Source organism: Cupriavidus campinensis (assembly GCF_905397395.1).
Lineage (GTDB): Bacteria > Pseudomonadota > Gammaproteobacteria > Burkholderiales > Burkholderiaceae > Cupriavidus > Cupriavidus campinensis.
The window spans coordinates 21,575-41,703 of record NZ_CAJPVH010000047.1; the positions used below are offsets into that span (position 1 = coordinate 21,575).

Consider the following 20,129-nt stretch of genomic DNA (forward strand, 5'->3'; position numbering starts at 1 on the left):
CGCCCGGAATCATTTCCCGGCGGGGCTTTTGCATTCCTGCACCGGACGTCTTCCATGCCCTCCAAAGCCATCCTCGCCAATGGCAACCCCTTCGTGCTCGCTCTGAGGGATGCGCTCGGCCTCCCGAAGGAGACGATTGCCTTCGAGCTTCGATGCGCGCTGGACGAAGCGGTGACGGTCAAGTGCACCTACCACCCGCGCGCAGATGACGCGGCAGGCTTCGACCCCCGGCCGCTGGTCCGGACATATCAGCTCGTGCCGACTGGCGGCACAGTGCGCGGAGAGCCAGACCAGGCATTCGGGGACGAGGTCCACATTGAACATCGGGTCACGGTAGAAGGTGACCCAGCCTCGATTGTCGCTGCAATGCAGCAGGCGAAAGATGCCGCAATGGCAGAGATCCGCCGGCACCATGCACGGCCCATCGTGGAGAACCCTATCCCTCAGCCACGTCCGGCGCGCAAGCCGGCGATCTCGGCTGCCGCCGTCGGGTGGGGCGTCTTCGGCATGGTGTGCGTTGGCGCAGCGCTGGCTTACGCCTTCGGGCTCTGGCAGTGAGCAAGCAGCGCGGCCGCCTGCCGATGCTGGGCGGCAGGGTGGCGCCGGCAGGTAGCCGCACCCCGACCATGCAGCCGGGCTCCTGGCGCACCAGTGCCCTGACCAGCGCCCAGCGTGGCTATGGCTACCGCTGGCAGCAGGCGAGGGCGGCCCACCTCCGCGAGCATCCGTTCTGCGAGTACTGCCTGAAGGAGCGGCGCATCGTGGTCACCGCCGTGGCAGCCGTCATCCTTGAGTGCGCGGCGCGCGGGCTGGCCCTGCCATATGGGAACGTGGTGGACCACCGCATCCCCCATAGGGGTGATGAGACGCTGTTCTGGGATCGGGGCAACTGGGCCACGTTATGTATGCATCACCATTCTTCGCATAAGCAGCGAGAAGAGAACCGAGGCCTGTAAGGCTCACGTCGAGGTAACCCCTATGAAAGAGATCCCTGGCTACCCCGGCTACGCTGCCGGGGTGGATGGTCACGTCTACAGCGCGTACACCGGATATTCAACGCCGCTGTATGAGCACGTCGTCAAGGGCTATGCCCACGTGAAGGTGCGCGTCGGCGGTAGGGTTCTGAAGCGTCCCGTTCACAGACTGGTGCTACTCGCCTTCGTTGGGCCTCGCCCCGATGGCCATGTGTGCAGGCATTTGAATGGCAAGCCTCTGGACAACCGCTTGTCCAATCTCGCATGGGGCACCCATGCAGAGAACGCACAGGATGCGGTGCTACATGGCACGGTTGGCAAAGGCATGCTCGCCCATCACAGAAAGCTGACGGATGCACAGGTGCGCGAGGTGGTGCGCCGTGTGCAGGCAGGAGAGAGCGATGCATCAGTGGCGTCCGCCTTCGGTCTGAGCCGGCATTACCCCACAAAGCTCGCCCAGGGTGGCCGTTGGGGGCATTTGCACGCACATCTAGCGTGAGGGTAGGGGGGCATAAGAAGTCTAGGTGACCTTTTCGGCCTAGACCGCCCGTTCCCCCACGCAGAGGTTTTTTTCCTCCACCGGAATTTCAGCCCGGCTGGGTTATTGCGCAGAATCCGAAAAATGGCGAGACCGACATATAAACCGACTGTGGCAGCGCGTCGGAAGGTCGCTATTGCGGCTGGCGCGGGCATGTCGCACGAGGAAATCGCCATCGGACTGGGCATTTCCCGCAACACGCTGGAGAAACATTTCGAGGCGGAGCTGTCGCACGGCGCGTACGCCAAGCGGCTGGAGGTTCTGGTGGCGATGCATGCGGCGGCCAAGCGCGGCAACGTGGCTGCGCAGAAGGCGTACACCGCAATGCCGCCGCCGCGCGCCGCTGCCACGCCGCTGCCGGCCGACGAGCCCGCCGCCGGCAAGGCCAAGACGCCGGCCAAGGGCAAGAAGGAGCAGGCGCACGCTGATGCGATGACGGCGCAGGCCGGCACCGACTGGCAGGACCTGCTGCCCGGCTCGGCCGCGCTGCAATGACGTGGGATCTGTCCTGTCCGGACTGGGAAGAGCGCCTGGCCGGCCGACGGTCACTGGTCCCGGACCTGCCGATCGATGTTGCGCGCGGCGAGCGTGCCGTGGCCGTGTTCAACAAGCTGCGGCTGGCGGACGTGCCGGGCACGCCGACGCTGGCCGATGCCGGCGGCGAGTGGTTCCGCGACATTGTCCGCGCGCTGTTCGGCTCGCTGGACCCTGTCACGCGCCAGCGCGCCATCCGCGAGCTGTTCCTGCTGGTGCCGAAGAAGAACAGCAAGACGACCAACGGCGCGCTGCTGATGCTGACCGCGCTGCTGCTTAACGAGCGGCCGAACGCGTCGCTGATCATGACGGCGCCCGTCCAGGACGTGGCGCAGCTCGCCTTTGACGCGGCGGCCGGCGCCATCGCGCTCGACGACGTGCTGTCGAAGAAGCTACACGTGCGCGAGCACCTGAAGACCATCGTCCACCGGGAGACGAAGGCCGAACTGCAGATCATGTCGTTCGACCCGGCGGCGCTGACCGGCCAGAAACCGGTGGCGGTGCTGGTGGACGAGTTGCACGTGGTCGCCAAGATGAGCAAGGCGGCCAGCGCCATCCGTCAGCTGCGGGGCGGCATGCTGCCGTACCCGGAGGCCTTCCTGGCCTTCATCACCACGCAGAGCGAAGAGGCGCCGGCCGGTGTGTTCCGCGCCGAGCTGCTGAAGGCTAGGGCGATCCGCGACGGGCGCCAGCGCGGCGCCATGTTGCCGGTGCTGTACGAACTGCCCGAGGCGATCCAGAAGAAGCAGGACGCCTGGCGGGACCCGGCGAACTGGTCGATGGTGACGCCGAACGCCGGCAAGTCGATCACGATCGACCGCCTGGTGCAGGAGTTCGAGACGGCGCGCGACACCAGCGAGGAAGAGCTGCGCGCGTGGGCGTCCCAGCACTTGAATGTCGAGATCGGGCTGGCGCTGCGGTCCGACAGCTGGGCTGGGGCGCTGATCTGGGAGCAGCAGGCGCGCGCGGGCCTGACGCTGGCCGATCTGATCCGCCGGTGCGAGGTAATCGACGTCGGGATCGACGGCGGCGGGCTGGATGACCTGCTGGGGCTGGCGGCCACGGGCCGCGACCGGGAGACCGGCGAATGGCTGGCCTGGTGCAAGGCTTGGGCCCACCCGATGGTGCTGGAGCGCCGGAAGTCGGAGGCGCCAAAGCTGCTGGATCTGGAGAAGGCGGGCGAAATCGTGATCGTCGACCAGATCGGCGAGGACGTCGAGCAGCTCGCGCAGGATGTACTACTGATATACGAGGCGGGCCTGCTGGACAAGATCGGCGTCGACCCGAGCGGCATCGGTGCCGTGCTGGATGCGCTGGTGGCGGCCGGCATCCCGGAGAAGAACGCAAACGGCGAGGACATGATCGTCGGCATCCCGCAGGGCTACAAACTGAACGGCACGATCAAGACTACCGAGCGAAAGCTGGCCGAAGGCACGCTGTGGCACGGCGGCACTGAGCTGATGAACTGGTGCGTCGGAAATGCCAAGGTCGAACCGAAGGGCAATGCCATCCTGATCACGAAGCAGGCCAGCGGGACGGCCAAGATCGACCCGCTGATGGCGCTGTTCAATGCAGTCGCGCTCCTATCCCTGAATCCGGCGGCCAAGAAGGCTTCCGTCTACGAAAAACGCGGTATCCGCTACCTCTGAGGTCCCGATGAATGTCTTCGATTTCTTCCGGCGTGGAACTGAGCCGGAGGCGGGCGCTCGTGCCGCGTCGCCGCCGCGGGTAGAGCCCGGGCTGGCGCCAGGCCCCCGCGGCGCTCGTGCCGAGTTGCCGGCGGGCCAAATGTTCAGCGGGCTGGACGACCCGGCGCTATATGAGTTCATGAGGGGCAACCTGGACGGTGGCTTGGGCAACAAGGCGCAGAGCCTGCGCAACATGGCAGTCCTGCGGTGCGTCACGCTGATCTCGGGTTCGATCGGCATGCTGCCATTCAACCTGATGAAGAACACGCCGGACAAGGCTCTGGCGACGGACCATCCTGCATATCGGCTTCTGAAGCTGAAGCCCAACGACTGGCAGACCCCTCTCGAGTTCAAGAGCCTGTTGCAGCTCCACACGCTGCTTGATGGTCAGGGATTCGCGCGCGTCATCTGGTCGGGCAATCGGCCAATCCGCCTGATCCCGCTCGAGCGCAACTCATGCAAGCCCAGGCTTACCGATGGCTGGCAGATGGTCTACGACTACACGCGGCCGGACGGCGGCCAGATCACCCTGTCGGCGAAGGAGGTCTTCCATCTGCGAGACCTGTCGCTCGACGGCATCAACGGCCTATCGCGCGTGAAGCTGGCCCGCGAGGCGCTCGACCTCGCGAGCCAGGCCGAGCGCGCCGCCTCCCGGACATTCCGCACCGGCGTGATGGCAGGCGGCGCGATCGAGGTGCCGAACGAGCTGTCCGACGAAGCCTATGGCCGAATGAAGTCCTCGCTCGATCAAGGCTATGCGGGCGCCGAGAATGCCGGCAAATGGATGGTGCTCGAAGAGGGCGCTAAGGCGAACAAGTGGGCAGTGACGGCAGCGGATGCCCAGCACGTCGAGAACCGTGGTCACCAGATCGAAGAGGTGGCGCGCATGTACGGCGTGCCGCGCCCCCTTCTGATGATGGATGACACCAGTTGGGGCAGCGGTATCGAAGCGCTGACCATCTTCTTCGTGCAATACACCCTCGCGCAGTGGTTCACCGCGTGGGAGCAGGCGGCAGCCCGCGTGCTGCTCGATGAGCGCGAGCTGGAGCTATATCAGTACAAGTTCAACGAGAAGGCGCTGATGCGCGGCACCTCGAAGGACCAGGCCGACTTCTTTGCTAAGGCGCTCGGCGCCGGCGGCCAGAAGCCGTGGATGAAACAGAACGAGGTGCGCGACTCGCTCGATCTGCCGCGCTCCGACGATCCGCAGGCAGACGATCTGCGCAACCCGCTTACCCAGAAAGGTCCCAGCAATGAGCCTGCTCCAACTGCCTGAAATTCGCGCCGATCACCGTCTCGGCGGCGCCCAGTTCGATCTTCGCCCCGATGCGGTCGACCGATGGAATCCGGACGTGCGTGCGGCCAAGGACGACGACGAGACCACGATCTCGATCTATGACTCGATCGGCGAGAACTGGGACGGCACGGGCATCACGTCAAAGCGCATCAGCGCGGCGTTGCGCAACATCGGCGCTCGCGCGGTGACCGTCAACGTCAACTCGCCCGGCGGCGACTTCTTCGAGGGTGTGTCGATCTACAACCTCCTGCGCGAGCACAAGGCGAAGGTCACCGTGAAGGTGATGGGCGTTGCCGCGTCGGCGGCGTCGGTGATTGCCATGGCCGGCGACGAGATCCTGATGGGCGAGGGCGCCTTTCTGATGATCCACAACGCGTGGGCCGTCGCGATCGGCAATCGGCACGACTTGACGGCTACGGCCGCCGTGCTGGAGCCGTTCGACGCTGCCATGGCGAAGGTCTACGCGCAGCGCGCTGGCATCACCCAGGGGGAAGCCGCGGCCATGATGGACAAGGAATCGTGGATCGGTGCCGACGCCGCTGTCGAAGGCGGATTCGCCACCGGTCTGGTCGACAGCGCCGACATCTCGAAGCACACCAACGCCGCGGCCGATCGCAAGGCCATGGCACTCATCGAAGCATCGATGGCGAAGGCCGGCTACTCCCGGTCCACTCGCCGCGATGCATTCAAGGCCCTCTTCTCCGGCAAGCCGAGCGCTGCCGGGGATCCCACTGCCACGCCGCGCGCTGGCGAAGAAGTCGCAGCTTCGCTGCACAACCTCATCAACGCATTGAAAGGCTGATATGACCAAGAACATTCTCGCCGCCGCTCTGGTGGCAGCCCTGTCGGGCAACGCAGGCGCAGTCGTGCGCGGCATCGTCGCCGTGCGTGCCGACAGCGCCCCGCAGGTCAAGGAACTGATCGACAACCTGCAGAAGGCGTTCGCCGAGTTCAAGAGCGAACACACGAAGCAGCTCGACGCCGTGAAAGCTGGTCTGCCGACGGGCGACATCGACGCGAAGGTCTCGAAGATCAGCGCGGATATGGACAGCCTGCAGAAGGCCGTCGACGATGCCAACGTCAAGATCGCCGCCGCCCAGATGGGCGCCGGTGGCAAACAGCTGAAGGATGCGGAGTACTCGGACGCCTTCCGCGCGCACTTCAAGAAGGGCGACATTCAAGCCGCCCTTAACAAGGGTGCTGACGATCAGGGCGGCTACCTGACGCCGATCGAGTGGGACCGCACCATCACCGACAAGCTCGTGCTGGTATCCCCGATGCGGCAACTGGCCACCGTCACCCCCGTGTCCGGTACTGGCCTGACCAAGCTGTACAACATGGGCGGCACGGCCTCGGGCTGGGTCGGCGAAACCGCGGCGCGCCCGCAGACCGCGACCGGCACGTTCGCGTCGCTGGGCTTCGGGTGGGGCGAGATCTACGCCAACCCGGCGGCAACGCAGCAGATCCTGGACGATTCGGCCATCGATCTCGAATCGTGGCTCGCGGGCGAGGTCGAAACCGAGTTCTCGAAGCAGGAAGGCGCGGCATTCTTCTCCGGCGACGGATCGAACAAGCCTTTCGGCATCCTGACCTACGTGACGGGCGGGGCGAACGCAGCGAAGCACCCGTTCGGCGCAATCAAGGCCGTGAACAGCGGTGCTGCGGCGGCGCTGACGTCGGACGGCGTCCTCGACCTGATCTACGACCTGCCGTCGGCATTCACGCTGAACGCGCGGTTCTCGATGAACCGCAAGACGCAGGGCGTCGCGCGGAAGCTGAAGGACGGCCAGGGCAACTATCTCTGGCAGCCGTCCTACGTCGCTGGTCAGCCTGCGACGCTCGCGGGCTTCCCGGTGACCGAGGTGCCTGACATGCCGGATGTGGCGGCAAACGCGCTGCCCATCCTGTTCGGCGACTTCAAGCGCACTTACACCGTGTTCGATCGCGTCGGCATTCGCGTGCTGCGCGACCCGTTCACGGCCAAGCCCTACGTTCTGTTCTACACGACGAAGCGCGTTGGTGGTGGCGTGCACAACCCGGAGCCGATGCGCGCGTTGAAGGTAGCCGTCAACCCGTAAAGCAAGCGTGCAATGAGGGGTGCCTCCGGGCACCTCTGTGCGATTTCTCGGAGATTTCATCATGCCAAAGCTGATCAAGTTGTTCTTCGGTGTTCCCGATGGCGAGATCTACCCGCGCGAATTCGAACCTGGTGACGAATGCCCGCCCGAACTCGTAGAAGGCGCCAAGTCCCTGGGTGCGCTTGGGGACGAAGATGACGGCGATCCGCCTGATAGCCTGACCGTGGCGCAGCTACGCGCCGCTCTGGATGAGAAGGGCATCGAGTACAAGCCCACCGCGCGGAAGGCGGAGCTGGCTGAGTTGCTCGCAAACACTTCCGCCGCTGGCCAATCGGAGTAGCGCATGGCTTTCGTCACGATCGATCTTGCGATCAAGCACGTGCGTGCCGAGGTCGGGACGGAAGATGACCTGATCCAGTTGTACCTTGAAGGCGCGCAGCAGGCGGCGATGGCGTACGTCAATCGTCAAGTGTTCGCGACGCAAGAAGACCTGGACACGGCTCAGACCGCCGGCACGGCTGGCGACTTTCCCATGGTGGTCAACGCCGCAATCAAGGCCGCGATCCTCAAGACGACGGGCGATTTGTACGCGAACCGCGAGGATTCCGTGGTCGGGGCCACCGCAGTCGAACTGCCGGTCTCGGCGCGCCGCCTTCTGAGGCCTTATCGCATCACGCCGGGGGTCTGAAATGCTACGAGCAGGAAGGCTCAACCGACAGGTGACGATCCAGCGGCGGGCCGGGGGGCAGGACGCACTGGGGCAGCCTGCTACGGACTGGCTCGACGTGGCGACCGTCTGGGCCGACGTGAAACACAAGAGCGGTCTGGAGGTTATCCGCGCCGATTCGCCGGCCTCGATCGTCCAAGCCAGCATCCGCATTCGCTACCGAGATGATCTGAACGCCGGCATGCGCGTCGCGTGCGCAGGCGCGATGTACGCGATCACCGCGGTCATGCCGGATATCGACCGACGCGAGTACATCGACCTGGTGTGCGAGACGGGAGCATCTGATGGCTGATTCAGCGGAGGCAATCGTTGTGGCCGCGCTAGCCGGCATTGGCGTCAACGTGTATCCCGACGTGGCGCAGAGCAACGCGGCGCGCCCGTACGTCACGTACCAGGCGGTCGGCGGGCAGGACGTGAACGACCTGGACGGGCCTGCCGACCTCGAGAATCAGCGGGTGCAGATCAGCGTCTGGTCGGCGACTCGGGCCGAGACAGTCGCCACCATGCGGCTCGTGCGCAATGCGCTGGTAGGCGCCGGCGCGTTGCCGATTGGCTCGCCCGTGAGCGAGCACGAGCAGGACACAAACCTGTACGGCTCACGCCTCGATTATTCGATTTGGTTCAAGCCCTGAGCCGCCTGTGTTCCATCTGAACCACCACTGTTCCATCGCCCGCCCTGCGCGGGCTCTTTAATCTCGAAGAGGTCAACATGCCATCCACCGCAATCTCCGCGCAGGGCTCGAAACTGGAAGTCTCCGGCACGACCGGCGCGGCCAAGTCCATCACCGGCGTTGCCGTCGGCTTCCCCACGATCATCACCTCGACGGCGCACGCGCTGACGAACGGCGATGTCGTGACCCTGGCCGGCCTGACCGGTGCCGACGCGGCAACGCTGAACGGCCAGACCGTGGTGGCCAAGAACGTGACGGCCAACACCTTCGCCGTCGAGGTCAACACGGTGGGCAAGACCATCACCGCGGCCGGCACGGCGACGCCCGTCACATGGACCAAGATCGAGAACCTGATCTCGTTCAATGGCTTCGACGGCCAGGCCAGCGAGCTGGATGTCACCGATCTCGACTCGACGGCGAAGGAATTCATGCTCGGCCTGCAGGACTGGGGCTCGTTCACCTTCGACGTGAATAAGGACTTCAACGACGCGGGCCAGCAGGCGGTGGACGCCGCGAAGCGCGCCGGCACGAAGCGGTCCTACAAGCTCACGCTGCCCAACGGCAAGACGAAGACCTTCGACGCCTACTGCAAGAACAGCCCCCTGGAAGGCGGCGTGGACCAGGTGCTGAAGACCTCCGGCGTGACGCTGCGCATCACCGGCGATGTGGTGGACGCCTAACATGACGATCCTTTCGAAAGCAGCGATCCTGAGCGCGGCGGACCTCAAGACGGAAGACGTCGAGGTCCCCGAGTGGGGCGGCACCGTGCGCGTGGCGGTGATGTCGGGCCTCGCGCGCGACAACTGGATCAACCGCCAAGGCGACGGCAAGGTGCCCTACAGCGTGTTCACAGCGCGCGTGCTGGTGTCCACGGTCGTCGACGAGGACGGCGCGCCGGTCTTCGAAGAGGCTGACATCGAGATGCTGCGCGGGAAGAACCAGGCCGCCATGGACAGGGTGCTGGCCGTGGCCCTGAGACTGAACGGCCTGGCCGCTAGCGCTGTGGAGGAAGCCGAAAAAAACTCCGACGCCGCCCCGAGCGGCGATTCTGGTTCCGGCTCGCCCTCGCTCTCGGAAAGTCAGTAGGCCAGGCACAGGCGGAGATCCCCAGCGCGGAGTTCGTCGAATGGATGGCGTTCTACCAGCTGGAGCCGTGGGGCAGCCACTACGACGATCTCCGGGCCGGCACGATCGCCTCGATGGTGGCGAACGTCCACCGGAACCCGAAGGCGGCGCCGGACCCATTCCGCGCGCTGGACTTCATCCCGTGGAACGAGTACCACAGCGCCGCCAATGACGCCGAGCCGATCCTGCTGGACGATCCTGACGCGCAGGCGGACCTGATCGAGCGGGTGATGTTTCCGAAGAGGTCGTGATGGCGAGGAAGAACTTCGAGGTGGAGAACGCCCAGGCGCTGCGGGACACGCTGCTGGCACTCGATACGGTCGCGAGCGAGTCCGTGCTGCGGCAGGCCGCCGTGGCCGGCGCGCGCGAGATTCTTGCCGAGGTGAAGCTGCGCGCGCCAGTCGATAAGGGCATCTACGAAGGGAAGCAGGGCTCGCACCCGCCGGGTTTCCTGCGCAGCCACATCATCATCGCCTACGACGACGAGGTGTCGGTGTCCGGCCGGATTGCCTCGTATCTGGTGACCTGGTCGAAAGAGGCGTTCTATGGGCGCTTCCTGGAGTTCGGCACGTCCAAGATGGCGGCCCAGCCATTCCTGCGCCCCGCCTTCGAGGCGAAGAAGGGTGCGGCGGCGGCGGCTGTGGACGAAGTGATCCAGACCAAAGTGAAGGAATTGACTCGTGGCCAATGACACTATCGTCCGCGTCACCGCCGATGCCAGCGGCTACAGCGCCGGCATGGACGCGGCGAAGCGCAGCCTGGACAACTTCCTCAGCTCGCAGGAGGCCGCCGCGCGCCGCACCAAGGCCGCCCAGGACGCCATCGCAGAGGCAGCGAAGAACGGATCGGACGCCAGCGCGCGCGCGATCAACGCGTTCGTCAGCCAGACCGCCCGCATGGCCGACACTGTCGGCAAGACGAAGATCCAGCTGCTGGAGCAGAAGGCCGCTCAACTGGGCGTCACTGATGCGGTCTCCGACTACATCTCCAAGCTGAAAGCGGCCGAGCAGGCGGCCAGCGGCGGCCGGCGCGTGCAGGAAGCGCTTGACGGCGTCGGGGCATCGGCCCGCCAGACCGCCGCGGCGATGCGCATGGTGCCGGCCCAGATGACCGACATCGTGACGCAGCTCGCCGGTGGCCAGAGCCCGCTGCTGATCCTGACGCAGCAGGGCGGGCAGCTGAAGGACATGTTCGGCGGCATCGGCCCGGCCGCGCGCGCCGTGGGAACCTATGTCACCGGCCTGATCAACCCGTTCACGCTGAGCGCCGCGGCGGCCGGAGCGCTGGCCTACGCCATGTCGCAGGGCGCGAGCGAGTCGAAGGCGTTCAACCAGGCGCTGATCATGACCGGCAACTATGCCGGCCTGTCGGCGGACCAGTTGGCGACCATGTCGGCCACGGTGAGCCGCACAATCGGCACGCAGGGCCAGGCGGCGGAGGTGCTGGCCAAGATCGCGGCCACGGGCAAGATCGCCGGCGACCAGATCGTCGCCATCGGCATTGCCGCCGAGGCGATGGAGAAGGCCACCGGCACGGCCGTCGACAAGACCATCGAGCAGTTCGTGCAGCTCGGCGACGAGCCGGTGAAGGCGTCGCTGAAGCTGAACGAGCAGTATCACTACCTCACGGCGGCGGTCTACGACCAGATCGTGGCGCTGGAAGAGCAGGGCAAGAAGGATCAGGCCGCCGCGCTGGCCCAGCAGGCGTACGCCGAGCAGATGAAGGCGCGCGCCGACAAGGTGATCGGTAACCTTGGTTATATGGAGCGCGCCTGGAACGCTGTCACCGGTGCGGCGAAGGGCGCGTGGGACGCCATGCTGGGGCTGGGCCGGGCGGCCACGCTGGACGAGATCCGCAACAAGATCACTGGCGTGCAGAGCCAGATCGCGGATCTGGAGAAGGGCGGCGGCTTCGCCAGCAACGAAGGCGGCGCGGCATTCGGCTCCGGCGCGCGGGCGCGCGTTGCGCAGATTCAGCGGCTCCGGGAGGAACTGTCGAAGCTGCAGTCGCAGGCCAAGCCGCTTGAGGACGCTGGCGCGCAGGCATCCGCACAGGCCGCCAACCAGCGCCAGCAGGACGCGATGATCTCGGCGAAGGCGCGTCTGGATGCGCAGACCAAAGCCACGCGTTCGCGCGCCGACCAGCGCAAAGACGAGATCGACCAGCTCAAGCGCGACGCCGAGACGGTCGGCATGGCAGCCGACGAGTACAACAAGCGCGTCGCGGCGATCGAGGAAAAGTACAAGGATCCGAAGACCCGGACGGCCAAGCCCAAGGCCTACCAGGACGATGCGGCGACGAAGTTCCTGCAGCAACTGCGCGACCAGGACGCCGCAACGCGCGCGGCGCTGGAGTCGAGCGAGAAGCTCACTGCAGCTGAGCGCCAGCAGGCCGAGTTCCTGCAGAAGATAGGCGACCTGAAGGGCAAGACCATCCTGACGGCCGAGCAGAAGAGCCTGCTGGCCAACCAGGACCAGATCAAGGCACAGCTGGCCCAGAACGTCGAGAATGAGCGCGCGCTGAAGCTCAAGACCGACATCACGAAGCTGGAAGAGCGGTCGGCCGCCGTCAACGCCCAGATCGGCAACTATCAGAAGTCGCAAGCTGAGCAGTACCAGCGGCAACTGGACGCGCTGGGCCGGGGTAGCGAGGCGCAGAAGCAGGCCGAGGCGGTGCGCTCGATCTACCGCGAGTACGAAAACCTGCAACTGCAGCTGGAGAAGGCCACGCCCGAGGCGGCACGCAACTCCGCCGCGTACACGAAGGCGCAGGATGACATCCGCGCGGGGCTGGATCGGTCGCTGCAGGACTATGACGACTACTACGCCTCGCTGCGCGAAAAGCAGGAGAGCTGGGTCAACGGCGCGACGGAGGCCATGGCCAACTATGCAGAGTCATCGCGCAACGCCATGGCGCAGAGCAGCAACGCCGCGACGAACGCATTCAAGCGCATGGAGGATGGCATCGTCACCTTCGCCACGACGGGGAAATTCAACTTCGGCGATTTTGCTCAGTCGGTCATCGCCGACCTGATCCGCATCCAGGCGCGCGCGGCGCTTTCTGGGCTGTTCACCCAACTGGGCGGCTTGATCATGGGAGCGGCGGGCGGCGCTGGCGGGACAGATACTGGCACGGCTGGGATCTCCAGCACTTCGCCCGTCGATATGTCTTCGGTGCAGGGCATCGAGTTGCGCGCGACCGGCGGCCCGGTGAATGCCGGTCAGCCTTACATAGTCGGTGAGAAAGGTCCGGAGATGTTCGTGCCGCCGGCTTCCGGGAACATCCTGCCCAACGACGCGCTGGGCGGAGCGGGCGCCGCCGGTGGCGGTGATGTGACGATCGTCCAGCACATCAACGTCGACAGCCGGTCTGACCAGGCTTCCATCATGCAGGCGATGGTGCAGGCGAAGAACGCGGCCGTTGCAGAGGTGAAGCAGAACCTATCGCGCGGCGGCGACATCCACCAATTGGCCCGGAGGTGAAGCATGGCAACTCTCGACTGGCCAGCTGATCTTGTACCGTCGAAGACCACGTGGGGCCTCCAGTCGAACACGGAGACCTTCATCTCTCCGCTGAATAGATCGGTCCAAACGGTAGAGCGCCCCGGCGCTCGGTGGAAGGTTGCGCTCGAGTTCCCGCCGATGGACGCGATCCAGACCGGGCGGCTGCAAGCGTTCCTAGCTTCCCTGGGCGGTATGGCGGGGCGCTTCACGCTGTGGCCGCATGGTCGCCCCGGCGGTTCCGCGTTTGCGCCACTTGTGACCGGCACGATGACCAACTTCCGGGAGCTGCCGACGAAGTCATGGCCAGTTAGCACGCTGGTGCTGCGCGCCGGTGACTATCTGGCCGTCGGCGGTGAACTGAAGATTGTCACCGCTGACGTCACCAGTAGCGCGGGAGGATTGGCCACAGTGCCGGTGGCGCCTCCATTCCGCAATGCACCGGCGAACAACGCGGCCATCACGCTGAACAAGCCGCGCGCCACGATGATGCTGACGGCCGACGAGTACTCGGTGTCGATGTTGCCCGGCCGCATTGCCGAATCAATTGTGGTCACCGCCGCGGAGATTTTCTGATGAACCGGAGCATGGACGCCGGGACGGCGGCGGGAGTGATCGCCAGCCATGTCCCCTATCTCTTCTTCGTGAGAATGGATTTCTCCCAGCCGCTATGCGTTTGTAGCGCGTCGTACGACGTGTTCTGGAACGGGATCAACTGGGTAGGACTGTGCACGCTGGGGAACATCGAACCGATTCAGGAGCAAGCGAGTCTTGAAGCGATCGGCATTCGCCTGACACTTTCTGGTGTGCCGAGCGAACTGATCGCAATCACGCTGGGCGAGCAATACCAGGGCCGACCGTGCCAAATCTGGTTCGCGCCGTTGCGGGACGATATGCGGCTACTGGTCGATCCGGTCCGGCTCTTCTATGGGCGCATGGACACCATGGATACCGAAGTGGGTGACACGGCGACCATCACTGTGTCTGCCGAGTCGAGAATGGCCTCGTGGGATCGACCCAAGATCCGCCGCTACAACAACGAAGACCAGCAGGGCCGCTACGCCGGTGATCGTGGCTTTGAGTACGTGGCGCAGATGGTGGAAAAGAACTTGCTTTGGGGGCGTTGATGCAGCGCATGAGCGACTGGCCAGAGCGACTGGCCACATTCATTGAAGCCCGCCGCGAGCGGGCTTTTTCTTGGGGAGACTCGGACTGTTGCCTCTTCGTCTGCGACGGCATCGAAGCCATGACTGGGACCGATCCGGGCGAGCGTTGGAGGGGTCTGTACCAATCGGAGAAGGGCGCGCGTCGCGTCCTGCGGGACAACGGTGGTGTCGCAGGCCTGGCCAGTCTCATCCTTGGCTCACCGCGCCCTCCTGCTTTGGCCGGCCGTGGCGACGTGGTGCTGATCGACACACCGGGCGGCGAAGCACTGGCGCTCTGCGTCGGGGCGAATATCGTCGCCCAAGGCGTGGCCGGTCTCGAATTTCACCCCATTAGTGCTGCGAAAGCAGCCTGGAAGATTTAGGAGACAGTCTATGCCAGCAGCAGCTGCCGCGGCGGTGGCCGCCGCCGTTGCAGCTGCCGGAACAACTGCGGCAGTTGTTGCGGTGGCCTACACGATTACATACGCCGTGGTGGCGTTGGCCATTTCGTTCGCCGTGGGTGCCCTGATGGGCGCTATCTTCAAGCCGCGTTCCAACAATGGCTTCGCAGCGGAGGCGCAAGGCCGAACGCAGGTTGTCCGCTCCAACGTGCAGCCTCGCAACATGATCTACGGCCGGGCGATGACATCCGGGCCGCTGATCTTCGCCGCAAGTACAGATGCTCCGGGCAAGACGAATCAGTACATGCACCTCGTCATCGCCTTGGCGGATCACGAGTGCGACGCAGTGGAAGAGGTCTATCTCGGTGAATCACCTGTGGGCGCTCTGGATCCCAACGGCTATGTGCTGACCGCGCCATTCAAGAAGATCCAGATGGTCAATCGGCGGTTCAGCCAGGCTGTGCCGATGGGAGAGACCACGGCGGTGCTGTCTCCGGGCGAGGCAATCCACAAGATCATCTCGATCGAAACCTTTGGTGGCGAGAACTACGCGGGCTCGGTGAACTTCTCTTTCACGCCCGATTCGATGTCGGTCACCGTCACCGACATTGAGCCCGGTGTCAACAAGGTGATCATGGAGTACGAAGCGGAGGTCGGCTCCCCGCTGGTGCGCGTGAGAACACACCTCGGCTCGCCATATCAGGAGGCCGACCCGGTGATGGTGTCCGAGATTCCTGGCTGGACGTGGACACACCAGCTGCGTGGCGTCTGCTACCTATATGTGCGGCTGGAATACGACATCGACGTGTTTCCCAACGGCCTGCCGAATATCAAGGCCCTGGTGCGCGGCAAGAAGGTGCTGGATCCCCGCGTCGGTACCGTCGCGTGGAGCGACAACTGGGCGCTGTGTGTCAACGACTACCTGCGGGACGAGCGCGGCTTCGGCTGCACCGATACCGACGTCGACGTTCAGTCCGTGATCATTGCGGCGAACATCTCGGACGAGTACGTGGCGGTCGCGCCGGAGCGCTACCAGCGCAGCTACAGCTGCAACGGCATCGTCATGCTGGATAAGTCGCCGCGCGACAACCTCGCGGAGATGGTCACGGCCGGCGGCGCCACTGTGACGATCACCGGTGGTGTTTTCCGGGTCTTCGCCGGTGCCTACGACCTCGCGACCGTGACGCTTACGGAGAGCGACCTGCGCGGCCCGGTGAAGGTCCAAGCGCGCACGCCGCGCCGGGATCTCTTCAACCGCGTCAAGGGAACCTTCATCAATCCGTCGAACAGCTGGCAGCCGAGTGACTTCCCGGCCGTCGAGAACCTGCTGTATGCCCAGCAGGACGGCGAGGTGATCGACCGCGACATTGAGCTGCCATTCACGACCGACTCCTTTCAGGCCCAGCGCCTAGCGAAGATCATCCTGGAGCGGTCGAGGCAGGGCATCGTCGTCGACTTTCCCGCGAAGCTTACGGCGTTCCCGCTGACCGCCTACAGCACCGTCAAGGTCACGCTGCCGAAGTTCGGCTGGTCGGAAAAGGTTTTCCGCGTCATGTCGTGGAAGATGTCCGACGACGGGGGCATCGACCTGATGCTGAACGAGGAAGCCGCGGCGGTCTATGACTGGGCCTACGGCGACGCGACTGTGGTGGACCCGGTACCGGACACGAACCTGCCGGACCCCTTCAAAGTCGAGACGCTGGGGGCGTTCACGCTCGATTCTGGGGAAGACCAGCTTGTCATGGGCGGCGGCGGCCAGGTGGTCACGCGGATCCTCGCTAAGTGGCCGCCTGTGGTGGACGCGGCGGTATCCCAGACGGGACGCATCGAGCTGGAGTACAAGACGCTCGAAGCCGAGACCTGGAGCGCGCTGGCGCCGGTGAGCGCGAGCACCACCAGCACCTACATTTCGCCAGTCGAAGACGGCGGCCGGTATCTGGTGCGCGGGCGCGTGGTTTCGGGCATCGGCGTGCGCAGCCCGACATGGACGTACTCGGCACTCCACACGGTTGTGGGCAAGCTCGCGCCGCCGGCGAACCTGACGGGGCTGTCGCTGGCCGCCATCAACGGATTCGCCAACCTGACGTGGGACGCGGCGGAGGAACTGGATGTCCGGGTGGGCGGGCAGGCGCGGATCCGGCACACGACCGACACGGAACAGCCGAGCTGGGGAAGCGCGATCGACATCGGCGGCTATATCTCCGGTGCGGCCAACTCCGCGCAGCTGCCGCTGCTCTCTGGCGTCTACCTGGCCAAATGGATCGACTCGACGGGCCACGAGTCACCGAGCGCGACCATGGTGGTGACCACCGCGCCGTCCCTGAGCAGCCTGAACATCGTCGCGGCGGTGATCGAGCAGCCGGCATTCGCTGGCGCGAAGTCGAACATCGTCTACGACCCTGCGCTCAACGGCATCAAGCTGGTCGGCTCAGGCCTGATTGATGATCAGGGCCTGAGCGACGCCGGCGGCCTGTGGGATAGCCAGGGCACGATCGATGGGCTGGGACTTATCGACACGGTCGTTGGCGCGGGTGGCTGGGGGCTGATCGACTCGCTCGACGGCATCGTCTCGAACGGCACGTACCAGTTCGCCAACACGTTCGACCTCGGCGTGGTGGAGAAGTCGCGCCTCACGGCAACGATCGACGCGATCTCGTTTGACACCGGCGATCAGATCGACTTCCGGTATGACCTCGTCGACACGTGGGAGTCTATCGACGGCAACCGCATCAGCGACACCGTCGTTTCGCTCTATGTGCGCACCACGAACGACAACCCGGCAGGCTCGCCAGTTTGGGGGGAGTGGCAGCACTTCGCGATGGGCGACTACGAGGCGCGCGCGTTCCAGTGGAAGGTTGAGCTGGAAAGCGGCTCGACATCGCACAACGTGGTCGTGACGGGCCTGACGGTCAATATCGACATGCCGGACCGTAGGGAGTCGGCGCGCGATGTCATCTCTGGCGCAGGCGCCAAGGTCATCACCTTCGACAAGGTCTTCCGAATCCCGCCTGTGCTGGGCATCACGGCCCAGAACATGGGGCAGGGCGACTACTTCGTCATCACCGGCAAGGCCGAGTTTGGATTCACTATCACCTTCTACAACGCCGCAAGCACTCCCGTGTCGCGCAAGTTCGACTGGGATGCTGTTGCCTACTAACGCGAGAGGAAAGCATGTCCCAACATGACATGGACGTTGCCAACCAGGCAGGTGCAGCGTTCCGCGCCGATATGAACCAGGCGCTGCAGGCGCTGGCCAGCACGAGTTCGGGATCGGTGGCGCCAACCACGACCTTCGCATATCAGTTCTGGGCGGACACCAACGCCGGGCTCCTGAAGATGCGGAATGCCGCGAACAATGCCTGGATCACCATCGGCCTGCTTGGCGTCCAGAACCTGGGGCACATCCTCCCCGGAACAGTCGTGTTCCATGCCAAGAGCGTGGCGCCAGCCGGCTACCTCAAGGCCAATGGCGGTGCTGTATCCCGGAATACCTACGCGGATCTGTTCGCCGAGATCGGGACGACCTTCGGTGCCGGGGACGGTTCGACGACCTTCAATCTGCCGGATCTTCGTGGGGAGTTCGTTCGAGGATGGGATGACGGTCGCGGCCTCGACACCGGACGCGGGTTCGGTACTTTGCAGACCGAGATGATTGGACCGCACACCCACAACACTATTGCCGCTGCATCTGGCGTCACGGGCGGCGCTGAAAGCATTGCATATATGCCCGGCGATAACAACGGGTTGCATGTGGTGATCAGTAACGGCTCACACGGCGTGCAGCCAAACACCGGCACGGAGAATCGCCCGCGCAACGTCGGCCTGCTGGCCTGCATCAAGTACTAAGGACTCCCATGGACATCTTCAACTACCACCCGAAGACCGGCGAGTTTCTGGGCGCCGGCGTTGCCGAGCCGAACCCGCTGGAGCCGGACGACCCGCTGGTGCCGGGCTACGCGACCACCTTGGCCCCGCCGCAGGCAGAGGAACGCCGCGCGCCGGTCTACCGCAACGCCGGCGGCCAGCCGCCGCAGAACTGGCCGGACGGCTCCTGGACGCTGGTGCCGGACTACCGCGCGGTGCCGCTGTTCCGCACCGCCGACGGTTCCGCGTTCGGGCTGGGCGACGAGTACAACGGGCTGGGCGATCTGCCGGCTTTCCTGACGGATGAGGCCCGGCCTGGTCCCGCCTATAAGTGGGTGGCCGACGAATGGGTGCTCGACGAGCAGCTGGAGACGCAGCAACTCACCGCGCAGGCGCTCGCGCAGCGTGATGCGCTCCTGGCCGAGGCCGACCAGTTGATCGCGCCGCTGATGGATGGCTTCGTGCTGGACGAACTCACGCCGGAGGAAGAGATCCGCCTGAAGGCGCTGAGCCAGTACCGCAAGGCGCTGCGCGCGGTGAACGGCCAGGCTGGCTTCCCGCGCACCATCAACTGGCCGGTGAAGCCCGCGTAGCACCCGCCGCGTTCTGTACCGGCCGCCTTCGGGCGGCTTCTTCATTTTCAGGGGTTCACCATGACGATCGGTATGTCCACCGCCCTGCGCAACTCGCGCCTTGACGCAATTACCACGGCCGCCGGCGCCAGCGCGAAGCTGCGGCTATACACGGGCACTCGACCGGCAACCGGCGCGGCGATCACTTCGCAGACGCTTCTGGCCGAAATGACCTGCGGCGCGACGTTCGCGCCGGCGGCTTCCGGCGGCGTGCTGACCCTCAATGCCATCACCGGGGACTCGTCGGCGGACGCCAGCGGCACGGCCACGTGGGCCCGCCTCCTGAAATCCGACGGCACGACCCACGTGCTCGACATGGACGTCGGGACCAGCGGCTCCGACTTCAACATGAACTCGAACGTGATCTCGGCCGGCGCGGCGGTCAGCATCACTTCGGCCACGCTGACGGAAGCGAACGCGTAACCATCCACGGGGAGGGCGGCTGTGACAACTGTTGTCCTCACGACCGGCACCACCTGGACGGTCCCGGCCGACTGGGTATCTGCTGGCAGCGTGGTCGAGACTACTGCCGCGAGCGGCGGCGGAGATTCCCAAGGGAACAATAACGGCGCCGGTGGCGGCGGTGGCGCCTATTCCTCGATCGCGAACGTCAGCCTGACGCCCGGTCAAGTCGTGCAGATCCGCTTCGGCGCGGCCGGCGTAGCGGGCGGCCCGTCCGCGACGGCCACGGCTGGCGGCGACACGTGGTTCAACGGCACGACGCTCGCAGGCTCTTCGTGCGGCGCGAAAGGTGGCGGCCCGGCCTCGTCGAACACACCAGGTGCCGGCGGCGCGGCGGCCGGCGGCGTCGGTACTACCAAGTTCTCGGGCGGTGCTGGCGGGACTGGTGCCGGCGGCCGTGGCGGTGGTGGCGGCGGTGCGGCGCACTCCGGCGGTAACGGCACGGCGGGCGCCACCGCCTCGGGCACCACCGGCGGAGCGGGCGGCGCCAGCG

The 20,129-nt window shown here is 65.4% G+C and carries 24 protein-coding genes and 1 pseudogene; all 25 read left to right on the forward strand.

What is annotated here, in order from left to right; all coding sequences use genetic code 11:
• Positions 1 to 54: 54 nt before the first annotated feature.
• Positions 55 to 558 carry a hypothetical protein gene (locus KHO18_RS21555; RefSeq protein WP_211943852.1) on the forward strand — a complete coding sequence of 168 codons (504 nt, stop codon included), beginning with the start codon at positions 55 to 57 and terminating at the stop codon, positions 556 to 558.
• A complete protein-coding gene (locus KHO18_RS21560) occupies positions 555 to 956 on the forward strand; it encodes an HNH endonuclease signature motif containing protein (RefSeq protein WP_377731467.1) in 402 nt (133 codons plus the stop codon). The genes KHO18_RS21555 and KHO18_RS21560 overlap by 4 nt, the downstream gene beginning before the upstream one ends.
• A 22-nt stretch (positions 957 to 978) precedes the next feature.
• Positions 979 to 1,473, forward strand: a complete 495-nt coding sequence (locus tag KHO18_RS21565) for an HNH endonuclease (protein ID WP_211943853.1) — start codon at positions 979 to 981, stop codon at positions 1,471 to 1,473.
• A 192-nt stretch (positions 1,474 to 1,665) separates the two neighbouring features.
• On the forward strand, positions 1,666 to 2,007 hold the full coding sequence (locus KHO18_RS21570) for a hypothetical protein (RefSeq protein WP_211943854.1): 342 nt from the start codon (positions 1,666 to 1,668) through the stop codon (positions 2,005 to 2,007).
• Positions 2,004 to 3,695, forward strand: coding sequence for a terminase large subunit (locus KHO18_RS21575; RefSeq protein WP_211943855.1), 1,692 nt, complete (start codon positions 2,004 to 2,006; stop codon positions 3,693 to 3,695). Before KHO18_RS21570 ends, KHO18_RS21575 begins: the two co-directional genes overlap by 4 nt.
• 7 nt (positions 3,696 to 3,702) lie before the next feature.
• A complete protein-coding gene (locus tag KHO18_RS21580; protein WP_211943856.1) occupies positions 3,703 to 5,010 on the forward strand; it encodes a phage portal protein in 1,308 nt (435 codons plus the stop codon).
• The gene (locus KHO18_RS21585; RefSeq protein ID WP_211943857.1) at positions 4,988 to 5,833 is read left to right on the forward strand and encodes a head maturation protease, ClpP-related; all 846 of its coding nucleotides are present in this window, start codon (positions 4,988 to 4,990) and stop codon (positions 5,831 to 5,833) included. The genes KHO18_RS21580 and KHO18_RS21585 overlap by 23 nt, the downstream gene beginning before the upstream one ends.
• 1 nt (position 5,834) lies before the next feature.
• Complete coding sequence (locus KHO18_RS21590) at positions 5,835 to 7,109, forward strand: phage major capsid protein (RefSeq protein ID WP_211943858.1); 1,275 nt, start codon at positions 5,835 to 5,837, stop codon at positions 7,107 to 7,109.
• Positions 7,110 to 7,170: 61 nt separating this feature from the next.
• Entirely contained in the window at positions 7,171 to 7,449 is a 279-nt protein-coding gene (locus KHO18_RS21595) for a HeH/LEM domain-containing protein (protein ID WP_211943859.1), read from the forward strand.
• A gap of 3 nt (positions 7,450 to 7,452) precedes the next feature.
• Entirely contained in the window at positions 7,453 to 7,797 is a 345-nt protein-coding gene (locus tag KHO18_RS21600; protein ID WP_211943860.1) for a head-tail connector protein, read from the forward strand.
• 1 nt (position 7,798) lies between these two features.
• Positions 7,799 to 8,128: a phage head closure protein gene (locus KHO18_RS21605; RefSeq protein ID WP_211943861.1), complete on the forward strand. Its 330-nt coding sequence runs from the start codon at positions 7,799 to 7,801 to the stop codon at positions 8,126 to 8,128.
• Positions 8,121 to 8,468, forward strand: coding sequence for a DUF3168 domain-containing protein (locus KHO18_RS21610; RefSeq protein ID WP_211943862.1), 348 nt, complete (start codon positions 8,121 to 8,123; stop codon positions 8,466 to 8,468). The genes KHO18_RS21605 and KHO18_RS21610 overlap by 8 nt, the downstream gene beginning before the upstream one ends.
• 77 nt (positions 8,469 to 8,545) lie before the next feature.
• Entirely contained in the window at positions 8,546 to 9,187 is a 642-nt protein-coding gene (locus KHO18_RS21615; RefSeq protein ID WP_211943863.1) for a phage tail tube protein, read from the forward strand.
• 1 nt (position 9,188) lies between these two features.
• Positions 9,189 to 9,593: a hypothetical protein gene (locus tag KHO18_RS21620; RefSeq protein ID WP_211943864.1), complete on the forward strand. Its 405-nt coding sequence runs from the start codon at positions 9,189 to 9,191 to the stop codon at positions 9,591 to 9,593.
• Positions 9,594 to 9,610: 17 nt separating this feature from the next.
• Complete coding sequence (locus KHO18_RS21625; protein ID WP_457912093.1) at positions 9,611 to 9,883, forward strand: phage tail assembly protein T; 273 nt, start codon at positions 9,611 to 9,613, stop codon at positions 9,881 to 9,883.
• Positions 9,883 to 10,323 carry an HK97-gp10 family putative phage morphogenesis protein gene (locus tag KHO18_RS21630; RefSeq protein ID WP_211943866.1) on the forward strand — a complete coding sequence of 147 codons (441 nt, stop codon included), beginning with the start codon at positions 9,883 to 9,885 and terminating at the stop codon, positions 10,321 to 10,323. The genes KHO18_RS21625 and KHO18_RS21630 overlap by 1 nt, the downstream gene beginning before the upstream one ends.
• Positions 10,313 to 13,114 (forward strand): phage tail tape measure protein, encoded by a 2,802-nt coding sequence (locus tag KHO18_RS21635; protein WP_211943867.1) that lies wholly within the window; start codon positions 10,313 to 10,315, stop codon positions 13,112 to 13,114. The genes KHO18_RS21630 and KHO18_RS21635 overlap by 11 nt, the downstream gene beginning before the upstream one ends.
• A 3-nt stretch (positions 13,115 to 13,117) precedes the next feature.
• Positions 13,118 to 13,708: a hypothetical protein gene (locus KHO18_RS21640; RefSeq protein WP_211943868.1), complete on the forward strand. Its 591-nt coding sequence runs from the start codon at positions 13,118 to 13,120 to the stop codon at positions 13,706 to 13,708.
• Entirely contained in the window at positions 13,708 to 14,259 is a 552-nt protein-coding gene (locus KHO18_RS21645) for a hypothetical protein (protein WP_211943869.1), read from the forward strand. Before KHO18_RS21640 ends, KHO18_RS21645 begins: the two co-directional genes overlap by 1 nt.
• An 8-nt stretch (positions 14,260 to 14,267) precedes the next feature.
• A complete protein-coding gene (locus KHO18_RS21650; RefSeq protein WP_211943870.1) occupies positions 14,268 to 14,660 on the forward strand; it encodes a DUF6950 family protein in 393 nt (130 codons plus the stop codon).
• A 10-nt stretch (positions 14,661 to 14,670) separates the two neighbouring features.
• Positions 14,671 to 17,835 (forward strand): phage tail protein, encoded by a 3,165-nt coding sequence (locus KHO18_RS21655; protein WP_211943871.1) that lies wholly within the window; start codon positions 14,671 to 14,673, stop codon positions 17,833 to 17,835.
• A 14-nt stretch (positions 17,836 to 17,849) separates the two neighbouring features.
• The gene (locus KHO18_RS21660) at positions 17,850 to 18,524 is read left to right on the forward strand and encodes a phage tail protein (RefSeq protein WP_211943872.1); all 675 of its coding nucleotides are present in this window, start codon (positions 17,850 to 17,852) and stop codon (positions 18,522 to 18,524) included.
• Positions 18,525 to 18,532: 8 nt separating this feature from the next.
• Positions 18,533 to 19,135 carry a tail fiber assembly protein gene (locus KHO18_RS21665; protein ID WP_211943873.1) on the forward strand — a complete coding sequence of 201 codons (603 nt, stop codon included), beginning with the start codon at positions 18,533 to 18,535 and terminating at the stop codon, positions 19,133 to 19,135.
• Between the two features lie 60 nt (positions 19,136 to 19,195).
• The gene (locus KHO18_RS21670) at positions 19,196 to 19,597 is read left to right on the forward strand and encodes a hypothetical protein (protein WP_211943874.1); all 402 of its coding nucleotides are present in this window, start codon (positions 19,196 to 19,198) and stop codon (positions 19,595 to 19,597) included.
• A gap of 21 nt (positions 19,598 to 19,618) precedes the next feature.
• A pseudogene (locus KHO18_RS21675) lies at positions 19,619 to 20,129 on the forward strand (hypothetical protein); the annotation flags it as partial.

Bases quoted from the DNA above. Each gene is read 5' to 3' on its own strand.
- KHO18_RS21555 (WP_211943852.1), top strand. From the start codon at position 55: ATGCCCTCCAAAGCCATCCTCGCCAATGGCAACCCCTTCGTGCTCGCT.
- KHO18_RS21565 (WP_211943853.1), top strand. From the start codon at position 979: ATGAAAGAGATCCCTGGCTACCCCGGCTACGCTGCCGGGGTGGATGGT.
- KHO18_RS21570 (WP_211943854.1), top strand. From the start codon at position 1,666: ATGTCGCACGAGGAAATCGCCATCGGACTGGGCATTTCCCGCAACACG.
- KHO18_RS21575 (WP_211943855.1), top strand. From the start codon at position 2,004: ATGACGTGGGATCTGTCCTGTCCGGACTGGGAAGAGCGCCTGGCCGGC.
- KHO18_RS21580 (WP_211943856.1), top strand. From the start codon at position 3,703: ATGAATGTCTTCGATTTCTTCCGGCGTGGAACTGAGCCGGAGGCGGGC.
- KHO18_RS21585 (WP_211943857.1), top strand. From the start codon at position 4,988: ATGAGCCTGCTCCAACTGCCTGAAATTCGCGCCGATCACCGTCTCGGC.
- KHO18_RS21590 (WP_211943858.1), top strand. From the start codon at position 5,835: ATGACCAAGAACATTCTCGCCGCCGCTCTGGTGGCAGCCCTGTCGGGC.
- KHO18_RS21595 (WP_211943859.1), top strand. From the start codon at position 7,171: ATGCCAAAGCTGATCAAGTTGTTCTTCGGTGTTCCCGATGGCGAGATC.
- KHO18_RS21600 (WP_211943860.1), top strand. From the start codon at position 7,453: ATGGCTTTCGTCACGATCGATCTTGCGATCAAGCACGTGCGTGCCGAG.
- KHO18_RS21605 (WP_211943861.1), top strand. From the start codon at position 7,799: ATGCTACGAGCAGGAAGGCTCAACCGACAGGTGACGATCCAGCGGCGG.
- KHO18_RS21610 (WP_211943862.1), top strand. From the start codon at position 8,121: ATGGCTGATTCAGCGGAGGCAATCGTTGTGGCCGCGCTAGCCGGCATT.
- KHO18_RS21615 (WP_211943863.1), top strand. From the start codon at position 8,546: ATGCCATCCACCGCAATCTCCGCGCAGGGCTCGAAACTGGAAGTCTCC.
- KHO18_RS21620 (WP_211943864.1), top strand. From the start codon at position 9,189: ATGACGATCCTTTCGAAAGCAGCGATCCTGAGCGCGGCGGACCTCAAG.
- KHO18_RS21630 (WP_211943866.1), top strand. From the start codon at position 9,883: ATGGCGAGGAAGAACTTCGAGGTGGAGAACGCCCAGGCGCTGCGGGAC.
- KHO18_RS21640 (WP_211943868.1), top strand. From the start codon at position 13,118: ATGGCAACTCTCGACTGGCCAGCTGATCTTGTACCGTCGAAGACCACG.
- KHO18_RS21645 (WP_211943869.1), top strand. From the start codon at position 13,708: ATGAACCGGAGCATGGACGCCGGGACGGCGGCGGGAGTGATCGCCAGC.
- KHO18_RS21650 (WP_211943870.1), top strand. From the start codon at position 14,268: ATGAGCGACTGGCCAGAGCGACTGGCCACATTCATTGAAGCCCGCCGC.
- KHO18_RS21655 (WP_211943871.1), top strand. From the start codon at position 14,671: ATGCCAGCAGCAGCTGCCGCGGCGGTGGCCGCCGCCGTTGCAGCTGCC.
- KHO18_RS21660 (WP_211943872.1), top strand. From the start codon at position 17,850: ATGTCCCAACATGACATGGACGTTGCCAACCAGGCAGGTGCAGCGTTC.
- KHO18_RS21665 (WP_211943873.1), top strand. From the start codon at position 18,533: ATGGACATCTTCAACTACCACCCGAAGACCGGCGAGTTTCTGGGCGCC.
- KHO18_RS21670 (WP_211943874.1), top strand. From the start codon at position 19,196: ATGACGATCGGTATGTCCACCGCCCTGCGCAACTCGCGCCTTGACGCA.